The organism is Bradyrhizobium genosp. SA-3, assembly GCF_004212635.1.
Classification (GTDB): Bacteria; Pseudomonadota; Alphaproteobacteria; order Rhizobiales; family Xanthobacteraceae; genus Bradyrhizobium.
Map to the genome: position 1 here is coordinate 48466 of NZ_PSRT01000007.1, position 23348 is coordinate 71813.

A 23348-nucleotide genomic window follows, 5' to 3' on the forward strand; every position below is an offset into this window, starting at 1 on the left:
TTGCATTTGGATGCGATCTCGCAATGGGATTAATGCCCAGGTAACTGGCTTTCCTAAGGTTTAGGCCATTTGTGTGGTGTATTCCTGCCCTTCCAGGGAGGGGGAATGCGCCACGTCTTGTCAGGGATCGCAGCCGGAATGTCCCTAGCCGCGAAGAACGGCTGGGAGGCGGCGCTTCGGCGCGGGCCAGTGCTGTGGCTGACCCTGTGCGGCGTGTTGCTGGTCGCGGGCATCTTCACCGTGACCGCCATGGCCATCGGCGAATTCCGCGAGCGGACCCTCGCCAACCGCGAGCGCGAGCTGGAAAACACGGTGCAGCTGATCGCGCGGCACTTCGATCAACAATTTGAAGATTCCGACGCCGTCGCCGCCGATGTGATCGGGCAGATGAACCTGCCGGAGATCACCTCGCCCGCGATGTTTCGCGAGCGCATGTCCGGGCCTGCGGCGAACCAGATGCTGCGCAGCAAGATCAGCTCGGTGTCTTATCTCGGCGACATCGCGATCTACGACGCCGACGGCGAGCTGATCAACTGGTCGCGGGCGCAGCCGCTGCCGAAGATCAACATCTCCTCTCGCGCCTACTTCCAGACGTTCAAATCCGATCCGACGGCCGAGCCGGTCATCCTGGAATCCGTCCGCAGCTTCATCATCGCCAAATGGACCACCGTCGTCGCGCGACGGCTGAACGGCGCCGACGGAGCCTTCCTCGGCGCGATAGTGCGGCGAATCGATCCGGACAGCTACCAGCAATATTTCGCATCCGTCGCGCTTGCCGAGGGCACGGCGATCTCGCTGTTCGATCGCGAAGGCAAGATGCTGGCGCGCTATCCGCATCTCGAAGAGATGATCGGACGAAGCTTCAAGAATGCGCCGCTGATGCAGAAGGTGCTGGCCAAGGGCGGTCAGCACACACTCCGCGTCAGGAGTCCGCTCGACGGCGAGGAGCGGCTCGGCTCGGCCGTGTCCCTGAATCATTTTCCCCTGGTCATCGTGGCGACCAATACCATGTCGGCTGCGCTCGCGGACTGGAGGCAGCAGACCGGCTTCATGGTCACGACGGCGACGCTCTCGGCAGCCGTGATCGCGCTGATCCTCTATCTGATCATCCGCCAGATCCACCGGCAGAACCGCGAGGCCCAGGAGCGAATCGAGGCGGAGCGGCAGCGGCTCGATACCGCCCTCAACAACATGTCGCAGGGGCTGATCCTGTACGATGCCGCCGGATACATCGTCATTTGCAACCGCCGCTACGCTGACATGTTCGGTCTCTCCCACGATGTCATCAAGCCCGGCTGTCACATCCACGAGGCGATGTACCATCGCAAGGAGCGCGGCGCGTTCGACGGCAATGTCGAGGAATTTTGCGCAGACGTCATGCGGATCGTCGCCGAAGGCACGGTCTCCACGAGAACTCATCAGCTGGCCAACGGCCGCGCCTTCCACGTCATCAACACCCCGCTCGCGCAGGGCGGCTGGGTCGCCACGATCGAGGACATCACCGAGCGCCGTAACCTGGAGCAGGAGCGCGACCGCAACCACACCTTCCTGCGCGAGATCATCGACCACATCCCCTCGCAGATCACGGTAAAGGACGCGCGCACGCGGCAGTATCTGCTGATCAACGGCGTCGCCGAGCAGCAATTCGGCCAGTCACGCGAGGACGTCGTCGGCAAGACTGCCTTCGACATCTTCCCGACGCCGTCAGCGACGGTGGTGACCGAGGACGACAACAAGGCACTGCGATCTCCCAAGGGGCTCTTCAAGGACGAGCATCCCTGGCAGACCCAGGCCATGGGGCTGCGCTACATCACCTCGACCCGGATCGGCCTCCGCGACAAGGCCGGCGAGCCGCGCTACCTCATCCACGTCGTCGATGACGTCACCGAGCGGCGGCGCGCCCACGAGAAGATCGCGCATATGGCGCACTACGATGCGCTGACCGACCTGCCGAACCGCACGCTGTTCCGCGAGCAGATCGAACGCGAGCTGGCGAAGGTTGCCAGCGGCGGGCAGTTCGCGCTGCTCTACATTGACGTCGACGAATTCAAGGGCATCAACGATTCGCTCGGCCACCATGTCGGCGACGAACTGTTGAAGGCGATCGCGGGCCGTCTGCGCGGCTGCCTCAAGCAGGACGACCTGATCGCGCGGCTCGGCGGCGACGAATTCGCGGTCATCCAGACCGGGATCCAGTCCTCCACCGACGTGGTGTGGTTCGTGACGCGGATCTACGAAGCGATCCGGCAGCCCTATCACTGTCTCGGCCATCAGCTCTCCACCGACGCGAGCATCGGGATCGCGCTGGCACCGCAGGACGGCTCCGATCTCGATCAGCTCATCAAGAACGCCGACCTCGCGATGTACGGCGCCAAGGCCGAAGGGCGCCGCACCCACCGCTTCTTCGAGCCGGCGATGGACGCCTGCGCCAAGGCGCGCCTGGCCATGGAGCAGGATCTGCGCCAGGCCCTGGTCAACGGCGGCTTCGAGATTCACTACCAGCCCCTGGTCGATCTGCGCTCGGGCAAGGTCTCCGGCTGCGAGGCGCTGCTGCGCTGGCGCCATCCCGAGCGCGGCATGGTGTCGCCGGCGGAGTTCATTCCGGTCGCCGAAGACACCGGCCTGATCAACGAGCTCGGCGACTGGGTGCTGCGCATGGCCTGCAACGAGGCCGCGACCTGGCCTGCGCATGTCCGCGTTGCGGTCAACGTCTCGCCGGTGCAGCTCAAATGCGACACGCTGGCCTTGCGGATCGCCGGCGCGCTCGCCGCCTCCGGGCTCGACCCGCGCCGTCTCGAGCTCGAGATCACCGAGGCCGTGCTGATCCGCGACGACGAAGCGGCGCTCTCGATCCTGCACCAGCTCCGCGCCATCGGCGTGCGCATCGCGCTCGACGATTTCGGCACCGGCTACTCCTCGCTCAGCTATCTGAAGCGCTTCCCGTTCGACAAGATCAAGATCGACCGCTGCTTCGTCGCCGACATCGCGGAGACGAACGGCGCGCCGGTGATCGTGCAAGCCGTGGTCAACATCGCCGCCGCCAGCAGCATGACCACGGTCGCCGAGGGCGTCGAGACCGAGGCCCAGCGTGAGATGCTGCGCAACCTCGGCTGCACGGAGATGCAGGGTTATCTGTTCAGCGCGCCGAAGCCGGCCACCGAAGCGCGAAAGCTGTTCGACACGGGCGATGGCTTGCCGGGCGCCTTGCCGGTGGCGGCGGTGGCCTGATGGCGAAGCCAGGCAAGGCTCCGGCCAAGACCGTCGATGTCGCCGATTCCTATGCCGTGCGGCTGATGCAGCATCTGGTGGTGCCGACCTTCGTGATCGACCCGAAGCGCCGCGTCGTGATCTGGAACAGAGCCTGCGAGCGGCTGACCGGCGTCACCGCCTCGGAGGTGATCGGCACCAATAAGCACTGGCGGGCCTTCTACGAGACCAAGCGCCCCTGCCTCGCCGACCTGGTTGCACTGGACCGACCAGAGCAGCTTCCGGAGTACTATTCGGAATATGCCGCGCGCGGCCATAACGGCCTCGGCTTCAGCGCCGAGAACTGGTGCGTGATGCCGAAGCTCGGCAGCCAGCTGTATCTCGCCATCGACGCCGGCCCGATCCACGACGAGGCCGGCCAGCTGATCGCCGTGGTGGAGACGCTGCGCGACCTCACCGACCAGAAGCGCGCCGAGATGGCGCTGAAGGAGCTCGCCACCAAGGACGGGCTGACCGGCCTGTCGAACCGCCGCGCCTTCGACCAGAAGCTGATGAGCGAATGGGCCCGCGCCCAGCGCACGCAGAAGCCGCTGGCGCTGCTGTTCGTCGACGTCGACCATTTCAAGCTGTTCAACGACCGGCACGGCCACCAGAGCGGCGACGAATGCCTGCGCGCAGTCGCCGCCGCGGTCAGCCGGCACGCCATGCGCCCGCTCGACCTCGCCAGCCGCTATGGCGGCGAGGAGTTCGCGCTGATCCTGCCGGACATGGGTTGCGATACCGCCTGCGTCGTCGCCGAGGAGATCCGCTGCGCCGTCATGGCCTTGCAGATCGCCCACGGTGCCGTGGGCGCCGGCGAGCACGTCACCCTCAGCGTCGGCGTCGCAAGCCAGATTCCCAGTGGTGCCGATGGCGGCCCCGACCGGCTGCTCGGCGCGGCCGACGAGGCGCTCTATGTGGCCAAACGGCTCGGCCGCAACCGCGTCATCTGCGCCGAATGGGCGCTGGCCGAGTTCGCCGCCCTCGGCCGGGAGGCCGCAGCGGTTCCGGCCCCTGTCCGGCGCAAATCGGCCTAGAGCCATTTCCGTTCCGATGGAATCGGGACGGGGCTCTAGATTCTTGTTTTGACGCGTTTTCTTTACGCGAACCGGATCCACTTCGCTCGAAAACGCTTCTAGCGCGAGCCCGCGAGAAGCGGTTGCCCGCCCCTCGCCAATCGGCTACATGAAGCCTCGACTAGCACCCGTAGCTCAGCTGGATAGAGCGTTGCCCTCCGAAGGCAAAGGTCACACGTTCGAATCGTGTCGGGTGCGCCACTTCGCCAGAGCACGCCACGCTCGCCATTCGTGACCGAAGCCTGACCAAATCCGCGACGGAACGTTTCGCTCTCGCCGCTTGCCGCCACTACCGATATCCGGTACCATCCGCTGCGTGCAATACGAATGGGACGATCGCAAAGCCGCCGATAACCTTCGCAAACACGGCGTGGATTTTGCGGATGCCATTGCGGCCCTCGAAGACTCGAACCGTCTGGAAGAAATCGACACGCGGTTCGCCTACGGCGAGGAGCGAATGCAAGTCATCGGAATGGCGCACCGACACGTCCTGTTCGTGGTTGTGACCGTGCGTGACGACGACATCTGTAGAATCATTTCGGCCCGAAAGGTCACACGACATGAGCAAGACCGGTACTACGCGGGTGACCGTGAAACGTGGTGAGCCCCTCCCACGGGGCGGCACCGATTGGACGCGACTCGATGCGATGAGCGACAAGGAGGTGATGGGTGCCGCGCGGTCCGACCCTGATGCGCAGCCGCTCACGCCCGAACAACTCGCTAAGATGCGCCGGGTGTCGCGCGTGAAGGTGCTGCGACAGCGCCTCGGGATGACGCAGGCGGAATTTGCCGAAGCCTTCCACCTGCCCATCACGACGTTGCGTGATTGGGAGCAGCGCCGCAGCACGCCCGACGCACCAGCCCGTGCGTTGTTGCTGGCCATCGAGCGCAACCCGAAGGTCATGCGGAGATTGCTTGCGGATAGTGCGGCGTAGTCTCGGCGGCTTTCTCGACCTGCGGAGCACCACATCATAGCGCTACGGTGAGGCAGAAGTGCCCATCTTCGTCAGCCGTGGTGCGCCACTTCGCGACATTGCGCGAATTCATGGCCTGCAATCCTCCGCCCGACCGCGCACGGCAGCCGCAGATCTGCGAGAACGGCCCGCAGAAATGCATCATGCGGTACGTTCGAAAGCGGTCCATGGACGCGGGAGCATGGCCACCTCGCGCTTCGCTTCGCTCAATTGTATCATCCTTCCATGAGCGAATCCGACACGGTGACCGGCGAGGCCTCGCCCGTCCGCAAGATCATCCATATCGACATGGATGCTTTCTATGCGTCCGTGGAACAGCGCGATAATCCGGACCTGCGCGGAAAGCCGGTCGCAGTCGGAGGCTCTGCGGAACGCGGCGTCGTCGCAGCCGCCAGCTATGAAGCGCGCAAGTTCGGTGTTCGCTCTGCCATGCCTTCCGTGACTGCGAAGCGGCAGTGCCCCGATCTGATCTTCGTCAAACCGCGCTTCGAGGTCTACAAGGCGATCAGCCGACAGATCCGCGACATCTTTGCCGAGCATACGCCCATCATCGAGCCACTGTCGCTCGACGAGGCCTATCTCGACGTGACGGAAAACCTGCAAGGCATCCCCTTGGCACGGGACATCGCCCTGCGCATCCGCGAGAAGATCAAAGCCGAGACGGGCCTCAACGCTTCGGCGGGCATCTCCTACAACAAGTTTCTGGCAAAGCTCGCCTCCGATCATCGCAAGCCCAACGGTCAGTTCGTGATCTCGCCGGAAATGGGCCCCGCTTTCGTCGAGACGCTGCCCGTCGGCAAGTTCCACGGGATAGGCCCGGCGACGCGTGCGAAGATGAACGCGCTCGGCATGTTCACCGGCCTCGACATCCGCAACCAGACGCTGGAGTTCATGAATGCGAACTTCGGCAAGTCAGGTGCGTATTACTACTGGATCTCGCGCGGTGTGGACGAACGTCCGGTCCGGGCCAACCGGATCCGCAAGTCGATCGGCGCGGAGAACACGTTCTCAACCGATCTCACCGAGTTCGACGCGCTGGTTGCCGAGCTCAGACCTCTCGTCGACAAGGTCTGGCGCCATTGCGAGTCCACCGGCAATCGCGGCCGCACCGTCACCCTGAAGATCAAGTTTGCCGACTTCGAGATCATCACGCGCAGCAGGTCCGTCGCAGCGGCGGTTGCGGGACGGGACGATTTGGAACGGCTGGCCTGCGGCCTGCTCGAAGCCGAGATGCCGCTGCCCAAGCGCGTCAGGCTGCTGGGAGTCTCGCTGTCTTCGCTCCAGGTCGGCGGCGATTCGGAGCCTCAGCTGACCTTGGGTATTTGAACGGGGCCGAAGGATGCTTCTAAAGCGAGATGAGATGAGGCTCGATAGCCGCAAAGGCGAAGGTAGGCACCCTCTCCGCTTTGCGGGAGAGGGTGCTTCCGCAATGGGACAATCCCCTAGTGGAGAGAGCCCTCACCCGGCGCTTCGCGCCGACCTCTCCCGCAAGCGGGAGAGGTGAACGAGCCCCGCGGCAATCGATTCAACCCAATGCCATTCCGCGTTAGCTGGCGCGGCATCTTTATCCGCGACGCGGCGCCAAACCTGTCGTAGAGACATCAAAACACGCCTTTTCGCGATTGATGTTGGAATGCTTGCCTTATTGATACGCCTCGGACTGCGCTTCGAAGACCGCATCGAGGAGCGGCGGTTTGTCGATCAGTACGTCCGAGGCAGTCTCGGGTGGACGCAGATCGCAATGCTGCTCGATGCCGCCACCTATGCCGGCTACACCATCTGGGATTGGGTGCTCTACCCCGAAGTCGTTCCGACCACGCTTGCAATCCGCGGTGGCACTGCCCTGTTCGTGCTGCTCCCGCTGACCGCGCTGCTGTCACGGCGATGGATGAAGCCATGGGCAGAGACGATTTTCCTCGTCTACTGCGTCATTCCCGGCTGCATCCTGCCCAGCATTTATCTCGTGCTGCCGTCAGGCTTCACGTTTGCCGCTCCGGGCATGATGATGATCATCCTGTTCGTCTCGACCATGCTGCCATTGCGGATCGGCTCGCTGGCGATTTTCTGCCTGCTGTCGTGGGTGGCGCTGCTGGTCGCCGAGACGTTCGCGCTGACGATGCCGCCGGGCCTGCGATTCATCAATCATTCTCTCGTCGGAAACGCTTACGCATTGTCGCTCTATGCCGTGGCTGCGCGCGAGTACCGGGCGCGAAAGCAATTCCGGACGTCCGAGGCGCTGCAACGGGAGAAAGAACGCTCGGAGAAATCGCTCCGCGATCTACGCGCGACCCAGGAGCACCTCGTGCAGGCAGAAAAGCTCGCCTCGCTTGGGCAATTAGTGGCAGGCGTCGCTCACGAGGTCAGCACCCCGCTCGGCCTGGCCTTGACGACCTCGACAGCCATGCAGACTGATCTACAAGCAATGGCTGACGCATTGGGCGGAGCATCGGTCCGACGATCCGATCTGACCAAGGGCATTGACCGGCTCAAGCAGGGGCTCAACCTGACCTTCGACAACCTGCACCGCGCATCCGAGATGGTGCATAGTTTCAGGCAGGTCGCAGTCCATCAGGCCGATGAGGACCGGCGCACGTTCGAGCTCAGGGATTGGCTGTCGGAGTTGATGTCCAGGCTCGGGCCGCTATTGTCGCACCATGCCCTGACCGTCGACGTCCAATGCCCGGCGGGAATCACGCTCAACAGCTATCCCGGAGCGCTTGCTCAGGTCATCAGCAATCTCGCTCTCAACACGGCCGGGCACGCCTATCCTGACAAAAGCGGCGGCAGGTTTGTCATCACGGTGAGCCAGCCCGACTCCAAATCAGTCCGCCTGGTCTGCGCCGATGAAGGCGTCGGAATCCCCGAGCCGTTACAAGCGCACATCTTCGATCCGTTCGTTACGACCAGTCGGGAGCGTGGCAATGCCGGCCTCGGGCTGCACATCGCGTTCAATTTGGTTGTCTCATCGCTCAACGGTCGGCTGCGACTCGAGAGCAAGGCGGGTCCGGGAACTCAGATCGCCATCGAGATTCCCGCCGAAGCAACATTGTAAGAGAACAGCGAAGTCTCGAGTCTGATGCTATTGCGAGCGGATCCCCATGAGTGGAGCCGGCTGGCTTCTTGATGCGGTCCGCCTCTCTGCAGCTCGAGCTCGGTCTTTTTCCCAATCGCCTCTCACGAGATCCCGCGGGCGCAAGCATCGAACGTCGACGCCGACGAGCTTCTGCTCGCCTGACTGTTTGACAGCCAGAGTCCGGTTACATTCTTTCTGTGTCGATCTTCGAGGCAGTGCCTGACGTGAACCTGACAGACGGCATCGACTTTCAATTCGACGCGCCGTTTTGAGCAAGATGTCTTCATTGCTTTCGTTCGAGCGCGAGCGACGCAAATTTTTTTGCGCGCGCAGTTTGCTCGCGCCATTCAAATGACACGTACTGACGGATAGTCGTCGGCGTTCGCGATGTTGCTCACGCGCGACGCATGAAATCGAAAAGATAGATTGTCGTTGTATTCACCATCTCGCTTTCGAACTGCGCCTGAAGTTTCGTCGTTCGCCGCTCGAGGAGCTGATCGTGACTCAACTCAACATGCGTTTCTCCGAAGACGAGCAGTCCCGGAACGTACGGACAGGTGCGCTCGCCGCGATCGTCACTCAGGTCGTGCGTGTTGCGACACAGACCGGATCTGTGATCCTGCTCTCGCGCCTGCTGACGCCAGTCGACTTTGGTACTTATGCGATGGCTTCGCCGGTACTCGCCTTCGCGGTGCTATTCCAGGATCTCGGTCTTGGACACGCGACCGTGCAGAAGGACGAGTTGACGCACAACGAACTGAGTGCGCTGTTCTGGGTGAACCTCTCGGTCGGCGCGCTGCTGGCGGTCACCCAGATGGCGCTATCGCCACTTGTCGCCAGATTCTACAGCGCGCCGAATCTCGCCCCACTGACCTCTGGTATGAGCGTCACGTTGCTGCTCAGCGGCGCTGACGTCCAGCATCTGTCGTTGCTGACGCGCCAGATGAGATTCTGGACGCTGGCAGGCCTGGAATCCGCGGCCGCGCTGACTGGATTGCTGACCTCGGCCGTGGTCGCATTCGTCTATCATAGCTATTGGGCCATCCTCGCCGGCAGCTTGGCATCAGGCCTGGTGCTCGCGGGCGGCGCGTGGCTGAGTTCGGGATGGTTGCCGTCGAGGCCCGGCTCGATCACGGCTGCACGCGACATGCTGAACTTCGGGCTCGGCGTGACCGGTTACAATTTCGCTGAATTCCTTTCCCGCAACACCGACGGGGTGCTGATCGGCAAAGTCTGGGGGGCAGCCTCGCTTGGCGCGTATAACCGCGCCTACCGGCTGCTGCTGTTTCCGCTTCAGCAAGTCAGCAATCCGATGGTGCGGATCATGCTGCCGACGCTGTCGCGCCTGCTGAACGAGCCCGAGCGCTATCGGGATTCGTTCCGTCGCGCGCTGCTGCCGGCGTTCCTCCTCGTGTTGCCTGGCGTCGCCTTCATGATCGCATCCGCCGACACGCTTGTCGAAACTCTGCTCGGCGGCCAATGGAGCGAGGCTGCGCCGATCTTCGTCGCCCTCAGCATCGCCGGTCTGCTGCAGACCAGCAACAGCCCCGCCACCTGGCTGTTCCTCAGCCAGGGCCGCGCCAAGGAATACATGCGCTGGGCCTGTTCAATGTCTCAACATCGATTCTCGCCTTCATATGCGGGCTGCCGTTCGGACCAGTCGGCGTCGCCAGTGCATATTCGATCAGCGAGTGCGTGCGCACGCCCATCCTGTGGTGGCTGATTGGGCGAAGCGGCCCGGTGCGTCATCGAGACCTCATGAAAGTCGTCGGGCCTCATCTCGCCGGTGCCCTCGTTTCAGTCGTGATTGTGTGTCTGCTGCATCGCTGGCTGCTCGCGCGTTCGATCGGAGGGATTCCCGATTTGGCAGCCTGTTTCTGCCTTTCGTATGCGGTCTCGCTCACGATCATCGCGCTGTTTCCGGCCTGTCGCGGAGAAATCTGGCGCTACGCACGCAGCGTCCGTGGCGGATAACACGATCGGCACCAAGCTCGTTGGCAAACAACGGAGCTGATTGCCACGTGATCAGGCACGCTAAAGCCGTGCGCCACAGCAGCGAACCGCAGTTCGCCGACCATGGCGCACGTGTCTCAAAATGTCCCGCTCGGGCCGATCAATGCCTCACATGCTCGAACACCACGATCACGCCGGTCGGCTCCGGCTCGTGCGCCATCAGGCGGGTCAGGTCGGAATCGCCCCAATCGGCGAGGCTGACGACTTCGCCGCTCTCGCGATCGGTACCGAGCGACGGTGTGGGCTCGAGAACTTTGAGGCCCATCTCGTCGACGAAGAAGGTGTGCTCACCGAACATGCTGTTGAGCTGCGGCATGGCGGGATGTTCGTCGGGCAGCACCTGAGCACCGAGTTGGTTGACAGTCTGCTTCACTTGTTCGGATGTGAGCTTCATGAGCTGCTCCGTTCTGTCACGTCGGGTTTCATTGAGCTGAGCCAAAGCGGATGTTCCCTGCGCCGGTGTGCCGCCTGGCTCAAACTCCGAACAAGTGCTGCGCACAAATGTTCCTTCGAAATGTATTTCGTGATCGAGCGTTGCCTCTGCCGCGCTCATGGCACGGGATCGCCACAGGATGTCCACGATCCAGCGGCCAACGGCGTTCCATGGACCCGCTACTCGCTCCTGTCCTCGCCGATCGACAGCGCGCAGATGCGTGACAGGTAGGTGTAGGGCAGGCCGGTCTCCTCGGACCAGGCGTTGAATTGCGCCTGCACCTTGGCGAGATCGCCCTTCGACTTCACCTCTTCGGCAATGTCGAGACCTGTATCGCGCAGGCAAGCCACCACGTCCTTGGAGGTCACAAAACCGTCCCAGCCGATGAAGCGCAGCAGCATCTGGCCGGTGTTGCCCCCTAACCGGCTGCCGCGCTTGGTGAGGAGATCGAGCAGGCCGACCTCGTCGGACGATGGCCATTTCGCCAGAAACTTGCCGAAGCTGCCGTGTTCCTTCGCGATCGCCTGCACGAAAGCGGCATTGTCGCGCACCGACATGATCTTGGCGCCGTTGCGCACGATGCGTGCATCGCGCAGCAGGCCTTCCCATTAATCCTCGGGCTGGAAGCTGAGCTTGGCCGGCTGGAAATGCAGGAAGGCGTCTTCGAAACTGTCCCATTTCGTCTCGATCACGCTCCAGGCAAAGCCGGCGCAGAACACCCGCTTCGTCATCTCGGCGAGGATGCGGTCGTCGCCGAGCTTCGCCAGCCGCTTGAGGTCCGGCTTGTTAGGCATCAGCTTCTCCAGCGCCTTGGGCCCGCCCTTGCGCTTCTCGGCACGGGCACGAATGGTCTTGAAGGGGGTCATACGGACACGAGCGATTGAAGGGTGCGCCACGAGATCAGAATTCGATGAGCCGGTCCAGCCCGCTGCGCGGATTGACGAGAGGGGCAACCGTGCTGGCCTGCTTCTTGCTTCATGACATTTGGTATTTCCTGACATATTCAATTTTCCGCGGACGGATTTTAATGCGCTGCCTGGTCGTCGCCGACCTGCATTATTCGCTGCCTCAGCTCGACTGGCTGGTCAGCGCGGCGCCGCAGTTCGACCTCGTGATCTTCGCGGGCGATGCGCTCGACATCGGCTCGATGGTGGATTTCCGCGCGCAGATCGTGGTGGTGAAGAAGTACCTCGCGCTGCTCGCCGCGAAGACCCGCGTGATCCTCTGCTCCGGCAATCACGACCTCGATGAACGCAATGCGGACGGCGAGAAGATCTCGCGCTGGATCTCGGAGGTACGAGAGCTTGGGATTGCCTGCGACGGCGACAGCCTCAGCATTGGCGACACCCTGTTCACGGTATGCCCGTGGTGGGACGGCCCGCTGGTCAAGCAGCGCCTCGTCACCCAGCTCGGCAACGCCGCGACTCGCCGCCCGCGGCGCTGGATCTGGGCCCATCATGCACCGCCGGCGGAATCGCCGACGAGCTGGGGCGGCAAGCGCTTCTTCGGCGACGTCGAGCTGGTGCAATGGATCATGCAGTACCAGCCGGCGATGGTGATCTCCGGCCATGTGCATCAGTCGCCCTTCATCACCAATGGCTCGTGGTTCGACCGGCTGGGCGAGAGCTGGGTCTTCAACACCGGCCTGCAACCCGGCCGTCCCCCAACCTACATCGTGCTCGACTTCGATGCGGACAAGGCGTTCTGGCTTGCGGCCGGGGAAGCGCAATGGATCGACCTGAGCGCGCCGCTGAAGCGGCCCGCCGCGCCCATCGAGGCGCCGCCGGACTGGCTCAGATCCTTGGATCGGATTGCCGATCCGAGCCTGGCGAGACCTCCTGCGGCGGCAGGTTGATCATGCTCTGCAGCACCTCGCCGACCATCGCCAGATGGGTCCCGTGGTCTGCATATTGCCGCTTGAGATCGGCGAGATAGGTGTTGGCGACGTTGAGCCGCTGCGCCAGCATCTTCGCGATCAGAAGCGCCATGCCGGGCTGCTGCTCGAGGAACGAGGCGGCATCTTCGAATTCGTAGATGACCGCGTCGGCGCAGGCCCGCACCGTCGCGGTATGCGGCTGGCTCAGCAGTACCGACATTTCGCCGAGCACAGCACCCGGCTCGGTGACGGTGGCAACCACCATCTCGCCCTTGAGCACCTCGAGCTTGCCCTGCATCAGCACGTAGAGATGGCCGCTGGTGCCGCCCTCGGTGATCACCACGGTACCGGCTTTGACCTGCCGCTCCGTTCCGCCAGTGCAATAATCCAGAACTGCGCGCATCGCCAAAGGCTCCCCTCACGGCGACAGTAGAGCAGGATCCACGCCCTGCGCTTGCTCAAAATTACACCAAGTGAAGGCCGGCGTCACGCTCGTGAGAGCGCAGGCACCTCCTCGGGCATGATCGCCTGGAGGCCGCCGAAACGGCGTTCGCGACCATGGAAAGCGGCGAGCGCCTCGGCGAGATCGCCGGCATCGAATTCCGGCCACATCCGCTCGGTGAAGTGCAACTCGGCATAAGCACCTTCCCAGAGCAGGAAGTCCGACAGCCGCTTCTCGCCCGAGGTGCGGATGATGAGATCGACGTCGCGCAGGCCGGCCTCGCCGGTGACGAGCTGCGAGAACGCTTCGCGGGTGAGGCTGGTCAGCGCCGCTGCCTTCGCCGCGGCATTGAGGATGGCGTCGCGCGCGGAATAATCGACCGCGATGCGCAAATGCAGCGTGCTGCCTTGAGCGGTCGCCTCTTCGGCACGCGCGATCGCGCTGGCGATGCCGTCGGGCAGGCGGTCGCGGCGGCCGATCACGGTGAGGCGCACGCCGTTCTTGACCAGGCTCTGCACTTCATTGGAAAGGTAGAATCGCAGCAGCGTCATCAGCGCGGCGACCTCGGCCTTGGGCCTGCGCCAATTGTCGGTGGAGAAGGCATAGAGCGTCAGCGTGCCGATGCCCTGCTTGGGCGCGGCCTCGACGATGCGTCGGATCGTCTCGACGCCGGCCTCGTGGCCGCGCAAACGCGACAGGCCGCGCCGCGTCGCCCATCTGCCGTTGCCGTCCATGATGATGCCGACGTGAAGCTTGTCGTCGCAGGACACAGGGTTACTTTGCATTACAAAGTCTCCGGTCAAAAAGGGGGTTTAGGTCGAAACGAAACCGAGGCGTCCGAGCGGCGGTGCCTCGCGGCCGGCGGCCTTGGCGGCATCGCGCACGAGACGTTCGAGCACGGCGAGATAGTCGAGGAAGCGGCGGCGGCCGGACTTGGTGAGGCGACAGGTCGTGTGCGGGCGGTTGCCCTCATAACCCTTGGTCACCTCGACGAGGCCGGCCTCCTGCAGCACGGCAAGATGCCGGCTGAGATTGCCATCGGTGAGGCCGCAGAGCTGCTTGAGGTCGGCGAATGCCAGCCCCTTGGGATGTGCCATCAACGAGGTCAGCAGGCCGAGCCTCGCCTTCTCGTGGATGACGCGATCAAGCCCTTCATAGGAGAAGGGCGCGCTGTCAGACTTCGACATCGTGGTCTCCGGACGCAACATACAGAATGGCAGCCATCACCGACTGCCCGATCGCGAAGGGCAGACCCATGGTCCATGGCGACAGCGTGTGGGTTTGGCTGGCGTGCACCACCACTGCAAAGCCTGAAACGAAATACCAGGCGCCGGCGAGCGCGACGGTGCGCGGCAGCGAGCGGACGGAAGCGAAAATGCCAAGCGACACCAGGATCTGCCACAAGCCGGGCAACAGCCACAGCGTTTCCGCCGCAAATTTCCACATCACTACCGCAAGCAGCACGCCGGCGACGCCTGCGGGCAGAAAATGCTCGACCGCCTGATGGATCATGGCATCGGCGAGGCCGGAATGATGGCGGCGCGAGCGCGCGCGCATCTCGATCCCGATTATCAGGCCGGAGAGCACTGCGGCGATGAACCAGCCGAAGAAGAAGCTGAGCGGCTCGCCGGTGGGATCGCCGAGCAGCCAGAATTGCAGAATCGCGGTGATGAGCGCGACCGCGGCGGTCACGGCCATGGTCGCCGGGCCGTAGCCGCGGAACGCAGTGCCCGCCGCGATCTGGCTGCGGATCGCCACGATGTCGGCCAGTGCCTTGTCGAGATCGCGCATTGGCAACGCCAAAACCTCGTTCCGCCCATGCTTCCCCGGGACTGCTCCCGTAACTTTGTATCGCAAAGTATATAGCACTGCAAAGTAATGGCAAGTGCCGATGTCGCGGCAGCTAGATCGGACTTGTGCGAACAACTGGCGGTTGCGCGACACCGCATCCCACAGATAAGATGGAGCGAAAAGCATTCCGGGGGCTGGTATGTGGCTTAAGTCATTTGTCGTTGCGTCTTTGTTGCACGTGGGTGTCGTCAGCGTCGCGCATGCGGCGGGACCGTTCGGCTCCGTCAATGTCGGCAACTGGATCGGCGGCGCCTTCAGCAATGATGAGACGGGAGCGTTCTCGCATTGCGCGGCCACCGCGCCTTACGCCAACGGGGTGAGTCTCGTCGTCGCGCAGAATGCGGCCGGCTCCTGGCTTCTGAGCCTTGCCAGCCCCGGCTTTCGCTTCAACAAGGGCGATACCGCGCCCGTCGACTTCATCTTCGACGGCCAGGAGCAGGCCAGGTTGTTTGCGACCTCCAACGCCCCCAACATGGTGACGACCATCCTGCCCCTCAATGTCGCTCGCACCTTCCAGAAGGCAAGCCTGATGGTAGTGACGACCAACGGCAGCAAGCCACTCCAGTTCGTGTTGACGTCGACGGCACCCATGGTCGCGGCGCTGGCGAACTGCGTCACGCGGGTGAAGGCGGATGGGCTCAGCAAGGCGGGGGACTTCACCAAGGGTACAGCGAAGCCAGCGGCCACAGCGGACAAGCAGGCACCACCGCCGGCCAGCAAGTCCGCCAAGTCCAAGAGCGGCACCGGCTTCGTGGTCAGCGCCAATGGGCACATCGTCACGAACAACCATGTGATCGAGGGTTGCAGCGACCTCAAGGGCAATCTCACGGGCGAGGCCGCAATGGTGTTGCGCGTCGTATCGAGCGACGCAAACAACGATCTGGCACTCTTGCAGGCGCCGTCGACAGCGACGTTCAAGGAGTTTGCCCGGATTCGCGACCGCTCGATCCGCTCCGGCGACTCCGTCGTCGCGATCGGCTTTCCCTATCACGGGCTGCTGAGCTCGGACTTCACCGTGACCACCGGTATCGTGAGCTCGCTCAGTGGCATGCGCAACGATTCGCGTTTCCTGCAGATCAGCGCGCCCGTGCAGCCCGGCAATAGCGGCGGCCCGCTGTTCGACACCACCGGGCAGGTCGTGGGTGTGGTCACCGGAAAGCTCGACAATCTGCGGATCGCGGTCGCAACCGGGAACATCCCCGAAAACATCAACTTCGCCATCAAGACCGGCGCGCTGCGCGACTTCCTCGACAATTCCGTGGTGCCCTACCAGACCGCCGAGCCGAAGAGCGAGCTCAAGACGACCGACATCGCCGGCAACGCCCGGCCCTATACGATGCTGATCTCGTGCAACGCGACCGAACAGGCCGACGCGAAGCAGTGAAGGCGGGCACCGACCGCGCCTAACCTCCGACGTCTCCTGGCGAAAGCCAGGACCCATTACCCCAACCAGGGGTTTGGCGAAGATTGGTCGTTCGGTACGACAACCGAGCGCCATCGATAGATTCCGCGGTATGGGTCCTGGCCTTCGCCAGGACGACATCGAGAAACGAACCGCTCCCCTCACCCGTGGCAGCACGCCTCCTTCGTCGCCTGCGGTTCGTACTGGTCGCGCAGGCGAACCCAGTCCATCGGATAGGGCAAGCCCTCCTCGTGACGGCCGAGCGGCGTGAGATCGAGGTACTGATAAGCGGCGTTCATCATATCGAGGCCGCGGGCGAAGCATGAGTAGGTGTGGAAGATCTCGCCAGCCTCATTGCGAAAGAACACGCTGATGCCGGGCAGCTCGGGCCCGTAGAACGGCGTGGTGCCGAAATTGTATTTCGGCACGCCCTTGTCGATCTGCTCGGGTGTGAACGAGACTTCGTAATCGTAGTTGAAGTCGTTGCTTCCCGAGGAGACCCAGTCGAAGGTCCAGCCCATCCGCTTCTTGAACGCGTCGAGCTTGGCAACGGTCGCAAGCGAGATCGCAACCATGCCGGTGTCGCGCGCGGCCAGATGCGGCACCATGCGCTCGAAACCGTCGGCCCAGAACGAGCAGCTCTTGCAGGCGGCGTCCCAATCCGGTGCGAACATCACGTGCTGCACCACGAGCTGCGGCCGGCCCTTGAAGAGATCGCCGAGCGTCAGCTTGCCGTTCGGTCCGTCGAACACGTAGGTCTTGTCGACCTTGACCCAGGGCAATGCTCGGCGCTCCTCGGCCAGACGCTCGCTGGCCGCAGTGAGCTCCTTCTCATGGGCGAGATGAGCCTTGCGGGCGGCGATCCATTGCTCGCGCGAGACGATCTGATGTTGCTGCATGGTGTCCTCCTCTGATCGGGATCAGGCGACGAAGGCATCGAGCTTGTCGAAGAACGAGCTCCAGCCGCGCAAATGATTGTCGCGGGCGGTTTCGTCGAAGAACTGGGCGTGATGGAAAACCATCAAGGTGCCGGCGCTGTCCGGCTTCAGCGTGATCGTCACCAGCGATTCGCGCTCCGGCGTCGAATGCCAGGCCCAGGTGAAGACCAGCCGCTCGTTCGGCACGACGTCGCGATAGGTACCGCCGGCCTCGAAATATTCGCCGTCATCACGGGTGAAGCTGATGCGAAAGCTGCCGCCGGTGCGGACGTCGAGCTCGGCTCGAAGCGTCGCAGGCTTCATGTTCGGCGGCCCGAACCATTGCGCTAGCTGCTCGGCTTGCGTCCAGGCCGCGTAGATCTTTTCCGGCCGCGCGCGGAGCCGGCGCGTGAGCGTGAGGCTTGGGCGTTCCGTTGGGCGCTCGGCGGCGCCGGGATCGGCGTTGACGGCTGCATTGGCCATGTCTCTTCCTCCACGAAGGCGGCGAGGCGATCGAGATTGTCGGACCAGAATTGCGCATAGCGATTGAGCCAATTCATCGCCTGCTCCATCGGCTGCGCGGTGAGCCGGCAGGCGACCGTGCGCCCGGTCTTCTCCCGCACGATCAGGCCCGCATCCGTGAGCACGTCGAGATGCTTCATGATCGCCGGCAGCGAGATCGGGAACGGTGCGGCCAGCTCGCTCACCGACAGGCTGTCCTGCTCGCCGAGCCGTGCCAGCAGGGCACGCCGCGTCGGGTCGGATAGCGCCGCGAAGGTCCGGTCCAGCGTCTCATCCTGATACTTAACCATGAGGTTTAGTATAGGCGCGAACGATGACGCGTCAAGCCGGAACCTCCGCACGCGGTTCTGCACGAGCGCGTGATCAGGCAGCGGTCAGTGGGGAACGTGGGGCGCGCTAGTATGGCGCGACGGCGCGCGTGCGGCGGTGCACTCGCGGCTGAGGTTGCAACGGCTGCATCTGGCCGTAGCCAAGGCGAGGATTGCGACCGCAGTACAACAGCCGGCCGGAGATGCTGGCTTGGCACTGCTCATAGGTGCTGTAGGCGCATTCGCCGGGATAGTCGTACTCGCCGCCTTGCGCGCACCAGGGATAGTCGCGCGCGGCGGCTGGAGGAATGTTGGCGAAACCGGCAAGGACCGTCACGCCGAGCGTCAGCAGCGCCAATTGGGTGTTGCGCATGATCCAACTCCTCTCTTGCTGGCGTGAGATACGCCACCATCCTCACGAGGTTTCGTCGCGCCGGTTTATTCCAGATCATGTGTATCGCGCGCGCAAGAAAAAAGCCCTGCCGAACGGCAGGGCTTCAATCGCGCTCATCACAAGATCGCTACTCGACCTTCAGGCCGGCGAACTCGACCACCTTCTTCCACTTCTCGGTCTCGGCCTTGATCTCCTCGCCGAACGCCTCGGGCGTCTGCACCCGCGGCTCGCCGCCGAGCTCGACCAGACGCTTGGCCATGTCGGGCTCCTTCATCAGCGTGTTGATCTCGCTGTTGAGCTTGGCGGTGATCTCCTTCGGCGTGTTCTTCGGCGCGCCCATGCCGAACAGCGCGCTGGCCTCATAGCCCTTGACGGTCTCGGCGATCGGCTGCACGTCGGGCAATTGCGGCGAACGTTCCGTGGTGGTGACGCCGATTGCGCGCAAGCTGCCGGAGCGGATGTGCTGGATGATCGAGGGCATATTGTCGAAGATCACCTGCACCTGGCCGCCGAGCATGTCGGTGATCGCGGGCGCCGCGCCGCGATAGGGCACGTGCTGCATCTTGCAGCCGGTCATGGCCATGAACATCTCGCCGGACAGATGCACCGAGGTGCCGTTGCCGGACGAGGCCATGTTCACCTTGCCGGGATTGGCCTTCACATATTCGATGAACTCGGCGACGTTCTTGGCCGGCACGTCCTTGTTCACGGTCATCACGTTCGGCACGCGCTGGAACGAGGCGACCGGCGCGATGTCGCGCACGAAGTTGAACTTCAGATTGGCGTAGAGCGAGGCGTTGATGTAGTTGGCCGGGTTGACCAGCTGCAGCGTGTAGCCGTCGGGCTCGGCGTTGATGACCGATTCGGTGGCGATATTGTTGCCGGCGCCCGGTTTGTTCTCGACCACGAATTGCTGGCCGAGCCTTTCCGACAGCCGCTGGCCCAGCAGCCGCGCCAGGATGTCGGTGGCCCCGCCCGGCGGATAGCCGACCACCCATTTCACCGGACGGGTCGGATAATCGGCGGCAAGGGCCTTGGACAGCGGGGTGGCTGCAAGCGGACTGGCGGCGAGCAGGCCCAGCGCGGTACGGCGAGTGATCATCTCAAGGGTTCTCCCAGTGTTGTTCTTGAAGGCCGGATATCTCGTAAAATGTCGTCGGCCGGGGTTGTAACAAAGCTTGCCGCAGGCGGAAAGTGCACGGGGCGCATCACGACGAAAGGATAAGACATGCCGGTCAAGGTCGAGGCTCTCGATCATCTCGTGATCAACGTCGCCGACGTTGCGGCCACCGCGGAGTGGTACCGCAAGATTCTCGGCATGGAAGTCAAGGTGTTCGACCCCGGCGGCGGCAAAGCGCCGCGGACTTCGCTACAATTCGGTAACCAGAAGATCAACGTGCGGCCGCGCGATGGCGACAAGGTGGAGTGGTTCACCGCGGACCACCCAACCGCCGGCAGCGAGGATCTGTGCTTCCTCACCTCCGCCGCTCCCGAAGAGGTGGTGGCGCATCTGCAGGCCCATGGCGTCGCGATCGAGGAAGGGCCGGGCCCGAGGCAAGGCGCCCGCGGCACGCTGCGCTCGGTCTATTGCCGGGATCCCGATGGCAGCCTGATCGAGATCTCGTCGTACGAGGATTAGGGCCTGACGGCCGGCCCCAAGCACCGTCATTGCGAGCCAACGGGTCCGCGCGAAGCGCGGCCCGATGACAGGCTCCGCGAAGCAATCCAGACTGCCTCCGCCGGAACAGCCTGGATTGCTTCGTCGCAAGGGCTCCTCGCAATGACGGAGGAGAGAGCGCGACCGCATACTCCCTCCGCGGATTTGCTTCCCGCGCCATCGGGTGGCAGGAAGACGCAATAATCCAAAGGCAGCCGCCATCAAGATGCAGGCTGCACGGGAGGACACATGCCCATTCAACAGACCGCCGCCGGAATCGTGGGCCCTTTCGACGGGCTCGACGTGCCCTGGCTGCTGAAGCTGCGTGCGGAGGTGCGCGGCTCACATCCGTTCCTGATCTGGGCGCCGTTCGATGCGCCGGCGCGGCGCTGGAGCTATGGCGAGTTTCACGAGCGGGTCGGCGCCCTCGCTGCGGGCCTCGCAAGGCGCGGCGTCAGGCCGGGCGAATATGTGCTCATCCATCTCGACAATTGCATCGAGGCGATGCTGGCGTGGTTCGCCTGCGTCGAGCTCGGGGCCGTCGCGGTGACCACCAACACCCGCTCGGCGCCGGCCGAGATCGCGTACTTCGCCGATCATTGCGGCGCGGTCGCCGCGATCACGCAGCCGGCCTATGCGGAAGTTGTCGCGCAGAACTGCCGCAACGTCCGCTGGATGGCGGTGACCTCGCATGATGCGGGCACAGCGCCGGCGCAAGCGATCGCGCGCGGCGACAGTTTCGAATCCCTGTTCACCGACAGCGCGGATCGCCCCAGGCGCGCCACCGATCCGCTCGCGCCGTGCAGCGTGCAATACACATCAGGCACGACGTCGCGCCCCAAGGCGGTGCTGTGGACCCACGCCAACGCGCTGTGGGGCGCCAAGATCAACGCCGCGCATGAAGACCTTCATGCCGGCGACGTGCACCAGGCCTATCTGCCGCTGTTCCACACCAATGCGCTGGCCTATTCCATGCTGGCGACGCTGTGGGTCGGCGCCACCTGCGTGATCCAGCCGCGCTTCTCCGCCAGCCGGTTCTGGCGCGTCGCGCGCGAGCACGGCTCGACCTGGACCTCGACGATTCCGTTCTGCATGAAAGCGCTGCTCGAGCAGGAGATCCCGAACGACCACAAATTCCGCCTGTGGGGCAGTGCGATCAACGAGCCGCCGGCCTTCGCCGCATTCGGCGTCAAGATCATCGGCTGGTGGGGCATGACCGAGACCATCACCCACGGCATCGTCGGCGAGGTCGACCAGCCCAACATCCCGATGTCGATCGGTCGCGCGGCGAGTGAGTATCAGATCCGCATCACCGATGATGATGGCCGGCCGACGGAAGTCGGCGGCACCGGCAATCTCTCGATCAAGGGCATCCCCGGCCTGTCGCTGTTCGCCGAATATCTGCATAACGAGAAAGCGACGCGCGAGAGTTTCGACGAGCACGGCTTCTTCCTTACCGGCGACCGTGTCGAACGGCTGGCGGACGGCTACATCAAGTTCGGCGACCGCGCCAAGGACATGCTGAAGGTCGGCGGCGAGAACGTCGCGGCGTCCGAGATCGAGCAGGTGATCGCGCTGGTTCCCGGCGTGCGCGAAGCGGCCGTGGTGGCGAAGACGCATCCGATGCTGGACGAGGTGCCGGTCGTCTTCATCATCCCGCAGGGCGGCGTCTCGGGTGCTGCGCCCGACCTGCATGATCGCGTGATGGCGGCCTGCCGCGCCGGCCTGGCCGACTTCAAGGTGCCGCGCGAGATCAGGCTCGTCGACGACATGCCGCGCTCGACGCTGGAGAAGGTGGCGAAGGCGGAGCTGCGGAAGATGGTGGGGTGAGGCGCGCTGCCTCCCCAACGTCGTCCCGGCGAAGGCCGGGACCCATACCGCGTGATCTATCGATTGCGGTTGATCGTAGTACCGAACGGCGAATCTTCGTCAAGCTGCTCCCCGGGGTTATGGGTCCCGGCCTTCGCCGGGACGACACCGAGGGTGTGGCAATAGCTCCGCCAGAGCAACAACACCGAGATCAAAACGACCCCAGCGCCACCGGGCGGAACGCCTGCAACAGCTGCTGGTCGAGCTTGCCGCCCATGCCTTCCATCATCGTGAACGCACGCGCGTGGGTGAAGGGCATGCGGTAGGCCCGCTTCTCCACCAGCGCGGCGTAGATGTCGACGATCGTCGTCAGCCGCACGATGTCGCTGATCTGGTTCGACGACAGGCCGTTCGGATAGCCGCTGCCGTCGAGGAATTCGTGGTGATGCAGGATGACGTCGAGCATCTCCGGCGGGAAGCCGCCTTGCGCGGCGAGCGCGTCATAGCCGCGGCGGGGATGCTGGCGGACCTCGGCCATCTCCTCGTCGGTGAGCTTGCCGGGCTTGTCGAGCAGCGCGGAGGGAACGAAGGCCTTGCCGACGTCATGCAGCAGCGCGGCGCGGGTCAGGCGGCGCTGGTCGTCCTCGCGCATGCCGAGATGCTGGGCGAAGGCGACGGCGAAACCGGTGACGAACAGGCAGTGGCGATAGCTGCCGACATGGTGGCAGCCGACCGTGGTGAGCCATTCGCGCAGCGAGGAGTGCTTGATCGCCTTCAGGATCTTGTTCTCGGCGGCAATGACGTCGTCAAAGGTCAGGGGCACGCCGAGCGGCAGCTTCTCGAACATCTTGGCCAGGACCGCATGCGCCGCCTCGACGCCGCGGTTGAGCGTCTTGCCGCGATCGGTCGCGTCATAGACGGCGGTGTCCGGGAAGGCGGAGCGGATGCGCTGAAGGATGGCGTCCGCCTGCAGCGGGCGCGAGATGGTGTCGGTAGCGCCCAGCGCCCAGGCCTGCATGGTGCCGTGATGCAGGGCGTCCGCGAGCACGAACAGCCGCGGCATCGACCGATAGGCATCGCCGCGCAGCTTGTTGCGCACCCGCTGCACGCTCTCGGGCGAACGCAAATTGATGTCGACGACGAGGCCGGAGAGATCGCGCGACGGCTTCTCGGGAATGTCCTGGGTCGTGACCGTCGACACCTCGCCAACCGCTTTCAGGATGCTGACGAGCTCGCTGCTCTCGTCGCTCCGGTCGGAAGCTAGCAGAAGCCGGCGTTTGGCGGCGGGTTTGGCTGAGGCGTTCATGAACTTCCCCAAAAGGTACCGAGAGCACGAGTATTGCCCTTAAGCCTAA

General features: G+C 63.9%; 23 protein-coding genes, 1 tRNA gene and 1 pseudogene. 13 read left to right on the top strand and 12 right to left on the bottom strand.

The window, feature by feature from the left end; genetic code table 11:
• Nucleotides 1–138: 138 nt before the first annotated feature.
• The 9 genes from CWO91_RS03515 (at nt 139) to CWO91_RS03560 (ending at nt 10343) form a co-directional block, all read left to right on the top strand.
• Nucleotides 139–3228, top strand: a complete 3090-nt coding sequence (locus CWO91_RS03515; RefSeq protein ID WP_165405212.1) for a bifunctional diguanylate cyclase/phosphodiesterase — start codon at nt 139–141, stop codon at nt 3226–3228.
• Complete coding sequence (locus tag CWO91_RS03520) at nt 3228–4283, top strand: sensor domain-containing diguanylate cyclase (RefSeq protein WP_130212259.1); 1056 nt, start codon at nt 3228–3230, stop codon at nt 4281–4283. The genes CWO91_RS03515 and CWO91_RS03520 overlap by 1 nt, the downstream gene beginning before the upstream one ends.
• A gap of 163 nt (nt 4284–4446) precedes the next feature.
• Nucleotides 4447–4523 (top strand) — tRNA-Arg (locus CWO91_RS03530).
• Nucleotides 4524–4638: 115 nt separating this feature from the next.
• Nucleotides 4639–4926 (top strand): BrnT family toxin, encoded by a 288-nt coding sequence (locus tag CWO91_RS03535; protein WP_130212260.1) that lies wholly within the window; start codon nt 4639–4641, stop codon nt 4924–4926.
• Between the two features lie 43 nt (nt 4927–4969).
• Nucleotides 4970–5257 (top strand): helix-turn-helix domain-containing protein, encoded by a 288-nt coding sequence (locus tag CWO91_RS03540; RefSeq protein WP_245471110.1) that lies wholly within the window; start codon nt 4970–4972, stop codon nt 5255–5257.
• A 264-nt stretch (nt 5258–5521) separates the two neighbouring features.
• Nucleotides 5522–6622, top strand: a complete 1101-nt coding sequence (gene dinB / locus CWO91_RS03545) for a DNA polymerase IV (protein WP_130212261.1) — start codon at nt 5522–5524, stop codon at nt 6620–6622.
• A 307-nt stretch (nt 6623–6929) separates the two neighbouring features.
• Nucleotides 6930–8348, top strand: coding sequence for a sensor histidine kinase (locus CWO91_RS03550; RefSeq protein WP_130212262.1), 1419 nt, complete (start codon nt 6930–6932; stop codon nt 8346–8348).
• 520 nt (nt 8349–8868) lie between these two features.
• Complete coding sequence (locus CWO91_RS03555; protein WP_130212263.1) at nt 8869–10092, top strand: lipopolysaccharide biosynthesis protein; 1224 nt, start codon at nt 8869–8871, stop codon at nt 10090–10092.
• A 35-nt stretch (nt 10093–10127) separates the two neighbouring features.
• Nucleotides 10128–10343 (top strand): hypothetical protein, encoded by a 216-nt coding sequence (locus CWO91_RS03560; RefSeq protein ID WP_130212264.1) that lies wholly within the window; start codon nt 10128–10130, stop codon nt 10341–10343.
• Nucleotides 10344–10482: 139 nt separating this feature from the next.
• On the opposite strand, the gene CWO91_RS03565 is transcribed toward CWO91_RS03560, so the two are convergent.
• Both CWO91_RS03565 and CWO91_RS03570 read right to left on the bottom strand, forming a co-directional pair.
• Nucleotides 10483–10776 carry a hypothetical protein gene (locus tag CWO91_RS03565; protein WP_091898453.1) on the bottom strand — a complete coding sequence of 98 codons (294 nt, stop codon included), beginning with the start codon at nt 10774–10776 and terminating at the stop codon, nt 10483–10485.
• Nucleotides 10777–10994: 218 nt separating this feature from the next.
• Nucleotides 10995–11681 (bottom strand): annotated as a pseudogene (locus tag CWO91_RS03570) (DNA-3-methyladenine glycosylase I).
• Between the two features lie 161 nt (nt 11682–11842).
• Between CWO91_RS03570 and CWO91_RS03575 the strand changes: the two are divergent.
• Nucleotides 11843–12670 carry a metallophosphoesterase family protein gene (locus tag CWO91_RS03575; RefSeq protein WP_130212265.1) on the top strand — a complete coding sequence of 276 codons (828 nt, stop codon included), beginning with the start codon at nt 11843–11845 and terminating at the stop codon, nt 12668–12670.
• Here CWO91_RS03575 and CWO91_RS03580 read toward each other — a convergent pair.
• From CWO91_RS03580 to CWO91_RS03595, 4 genes are all read right to left on the bottom strand, one after another.
• Complete coding sequence (locus tag CWO91_RS03580; protein ID WP_130212266.1) at nt 12609–13094, bottom strand: Crp/Fnr family transcriptional regulator; 486 nt, start codon at nt 13092–13094, stop codon at nt 12609–12611. The two genes, CWO91_RS03575 and CWO91_RS03580, sit on opposite strands and share 62 nt — an antisense overlap.
• Before the next feature lie 83 nt (nt 13095–13177).
• On the bottom strand, nt 13178–13918 hold the full coding sequence (locus CWO91_RS03585) for a di-trans,poly-cis-decaprenylcistransferase (protein WP_091898445.1): 741 nt from the start codon (nt 13916–13918) through the stop codon (nt 13178–13180).
• A 27-nt stretch (nt 13919–13945) separates the two neighbouring features.
• Nucleotides 13946–14320 carry a transcriptional regulator gene (locus tag CWO91_RS03590; protein WP_130212267.1) on the bottom strand — a complete coding sequence of 125 codons (375 nt, stop codon included), beginning with the start codon at nt 14318–14320 and terminating at the stop codon, nt 13946–13948.
• Nucleotides 14307–14924 carry a hypothetical protein gene (locus CWO91_RS03595; protein WP_130212268.1) on the bottom strand — a complete coding sequence of 206 codons (618 nt, stop codon included), beginning with the start codon at nt 14922–14924 and terminating at the stop codon, nt 14307–14309. The genes CWO91_RS03590 and CWO91_RS03595 overlap by 14 nt, the downstream gene beginning before the upstream one ends.
• 199 nt (nt 14925–15123) lie before the next feature.
• Here CWO91_RS03595 and CWO91_RS03600 point away from each other — a divergent pair, with 199 nt between their 5' ends.
• Complete coding sequence (locus CWO91_RS03600; protein WP_130212269.1) at nt 15124–16368, top strand: S1C family serine protease; 1245 nt, start codon at nt 15124–15126, stop codon at nt 16366–16368.
• 179 nt (nt 16369–16547) lie between these two features.
• On the opposite strand, the gene CWO91_RS03605 is transcribed toward CWO91_RS03600, so the two are convergent.
• The 5 genes from CWO91_RS03605 to CWO91_RS03625 all read right to left on the bottom strand — a co-directional run bounded on the left by CWO91_RS03605 (nt 16548) and on the right by CWO91_RS03625 (nt 19629).
• Nucleotides 16548–17285, bottom strand: coding sequence for a DUF899 domain-containing protein (locus CWO91_RS03605; protein WP_130212270.1), 738 nt, complete (start codon nt 17283–17285; stop codon nt 16548–16550).
• Nucleotides 17286–17306: 21 nt separating this feature from the next.
• The gene (locus CWO91_RS03610) at nt 17307–17684 is read right to left on the bottom strand and encodes an SRPBCC family protein (RefSeq protein WP_130212298.1); all 378 of its coding nucleotides are present in this window, start codon (nt 17682–17684) and stop codon (nt 17307–17309) included.
• Complete coding sequence (locus tag CWO91_RS03615) at nt 17651–18115, bottom strand: ArsR/SmtB family transcription factor (protein ID WP_165405213.1); 465 nt, start codon at nt 18113–18115, stop codon at nt 17651–17653. The genes CWO91_RS03610 and CWO91_RS03615 overlap by 34 nt, the downstream gene beginning before the upstream one ends.
• A gap of 106 nt (nt 18116–18221) precedes the next feature.
• A complete protein-coding gene (locus CWO91_RS03620; RefSeq protein ID WP_130212272.1) occupies nt 18222–18506 on the bottom strand; it encodes a DUF3551 domain-containing protein in 285 nt (94 codons plus the stop codon).
• A 148-nt stretch (nt 18507–18654) separates the two neighbouring features.
• Nucleotides 18655–19629: a Bug family tripartite tricarboxylate transporter substrate binding protein gene (locus CWO91_RS03625; protein WP_130212273.1), complete on the bottom strand. Its 975-nt coding sequence runs from the start codon at nt 19627–19629 to the stop codon at nt 18655–18657.
• Between the two features lie 126 nt (nt 19630–19755).
• On the opposite strand from CWO91_RS03625, the gene CWO91_RS03630 reads away from it, so the two are divergent.
• Both CWO91_RS03630 and CWO91_RS03635 read left to right on the top strand, forming a co-directional pair.
• Nucleotides 19756–20166: a VOC family protein gene (locus tag CWO91_RS03630; RefSeq protein WP_128940657.1), complete on the top strand. Its 411-nt coding sequence runs from the start codon at nt 19756–19758 to the stop codon at nt 20164–20166.
• 267 nt (nt 20167–20433) lie between these two features.
• The gene (locus CWO91_RS03635) at nt 20434–22014 is read left to right on the top strand and encodes an AMP-binding protein (RefSeq protein ID WP_130212274.1); all 1581 of its coding nucleotides are present in this window, start codon (nt 20434–20436) and stop codon (nt 22012–22014) included.
• 190 nt (nt 22015–22204) lie between these two features.
• Here the strand turns inward: CWO91_RS03635 and CWO91_RS03645 are convergent, their stop codons facing one another.
• Entirely contained in the window at nt 22205–23299 is a 1095-nt protein-coding gene (locus CWO91_RS03645) for an HD-GYP domain-containing protein (RefSeq protein ID WP_130212276.1), read from the bottom strand.
• Nucleotides 23300–23348: the final 49 nt, after the last annotated feature.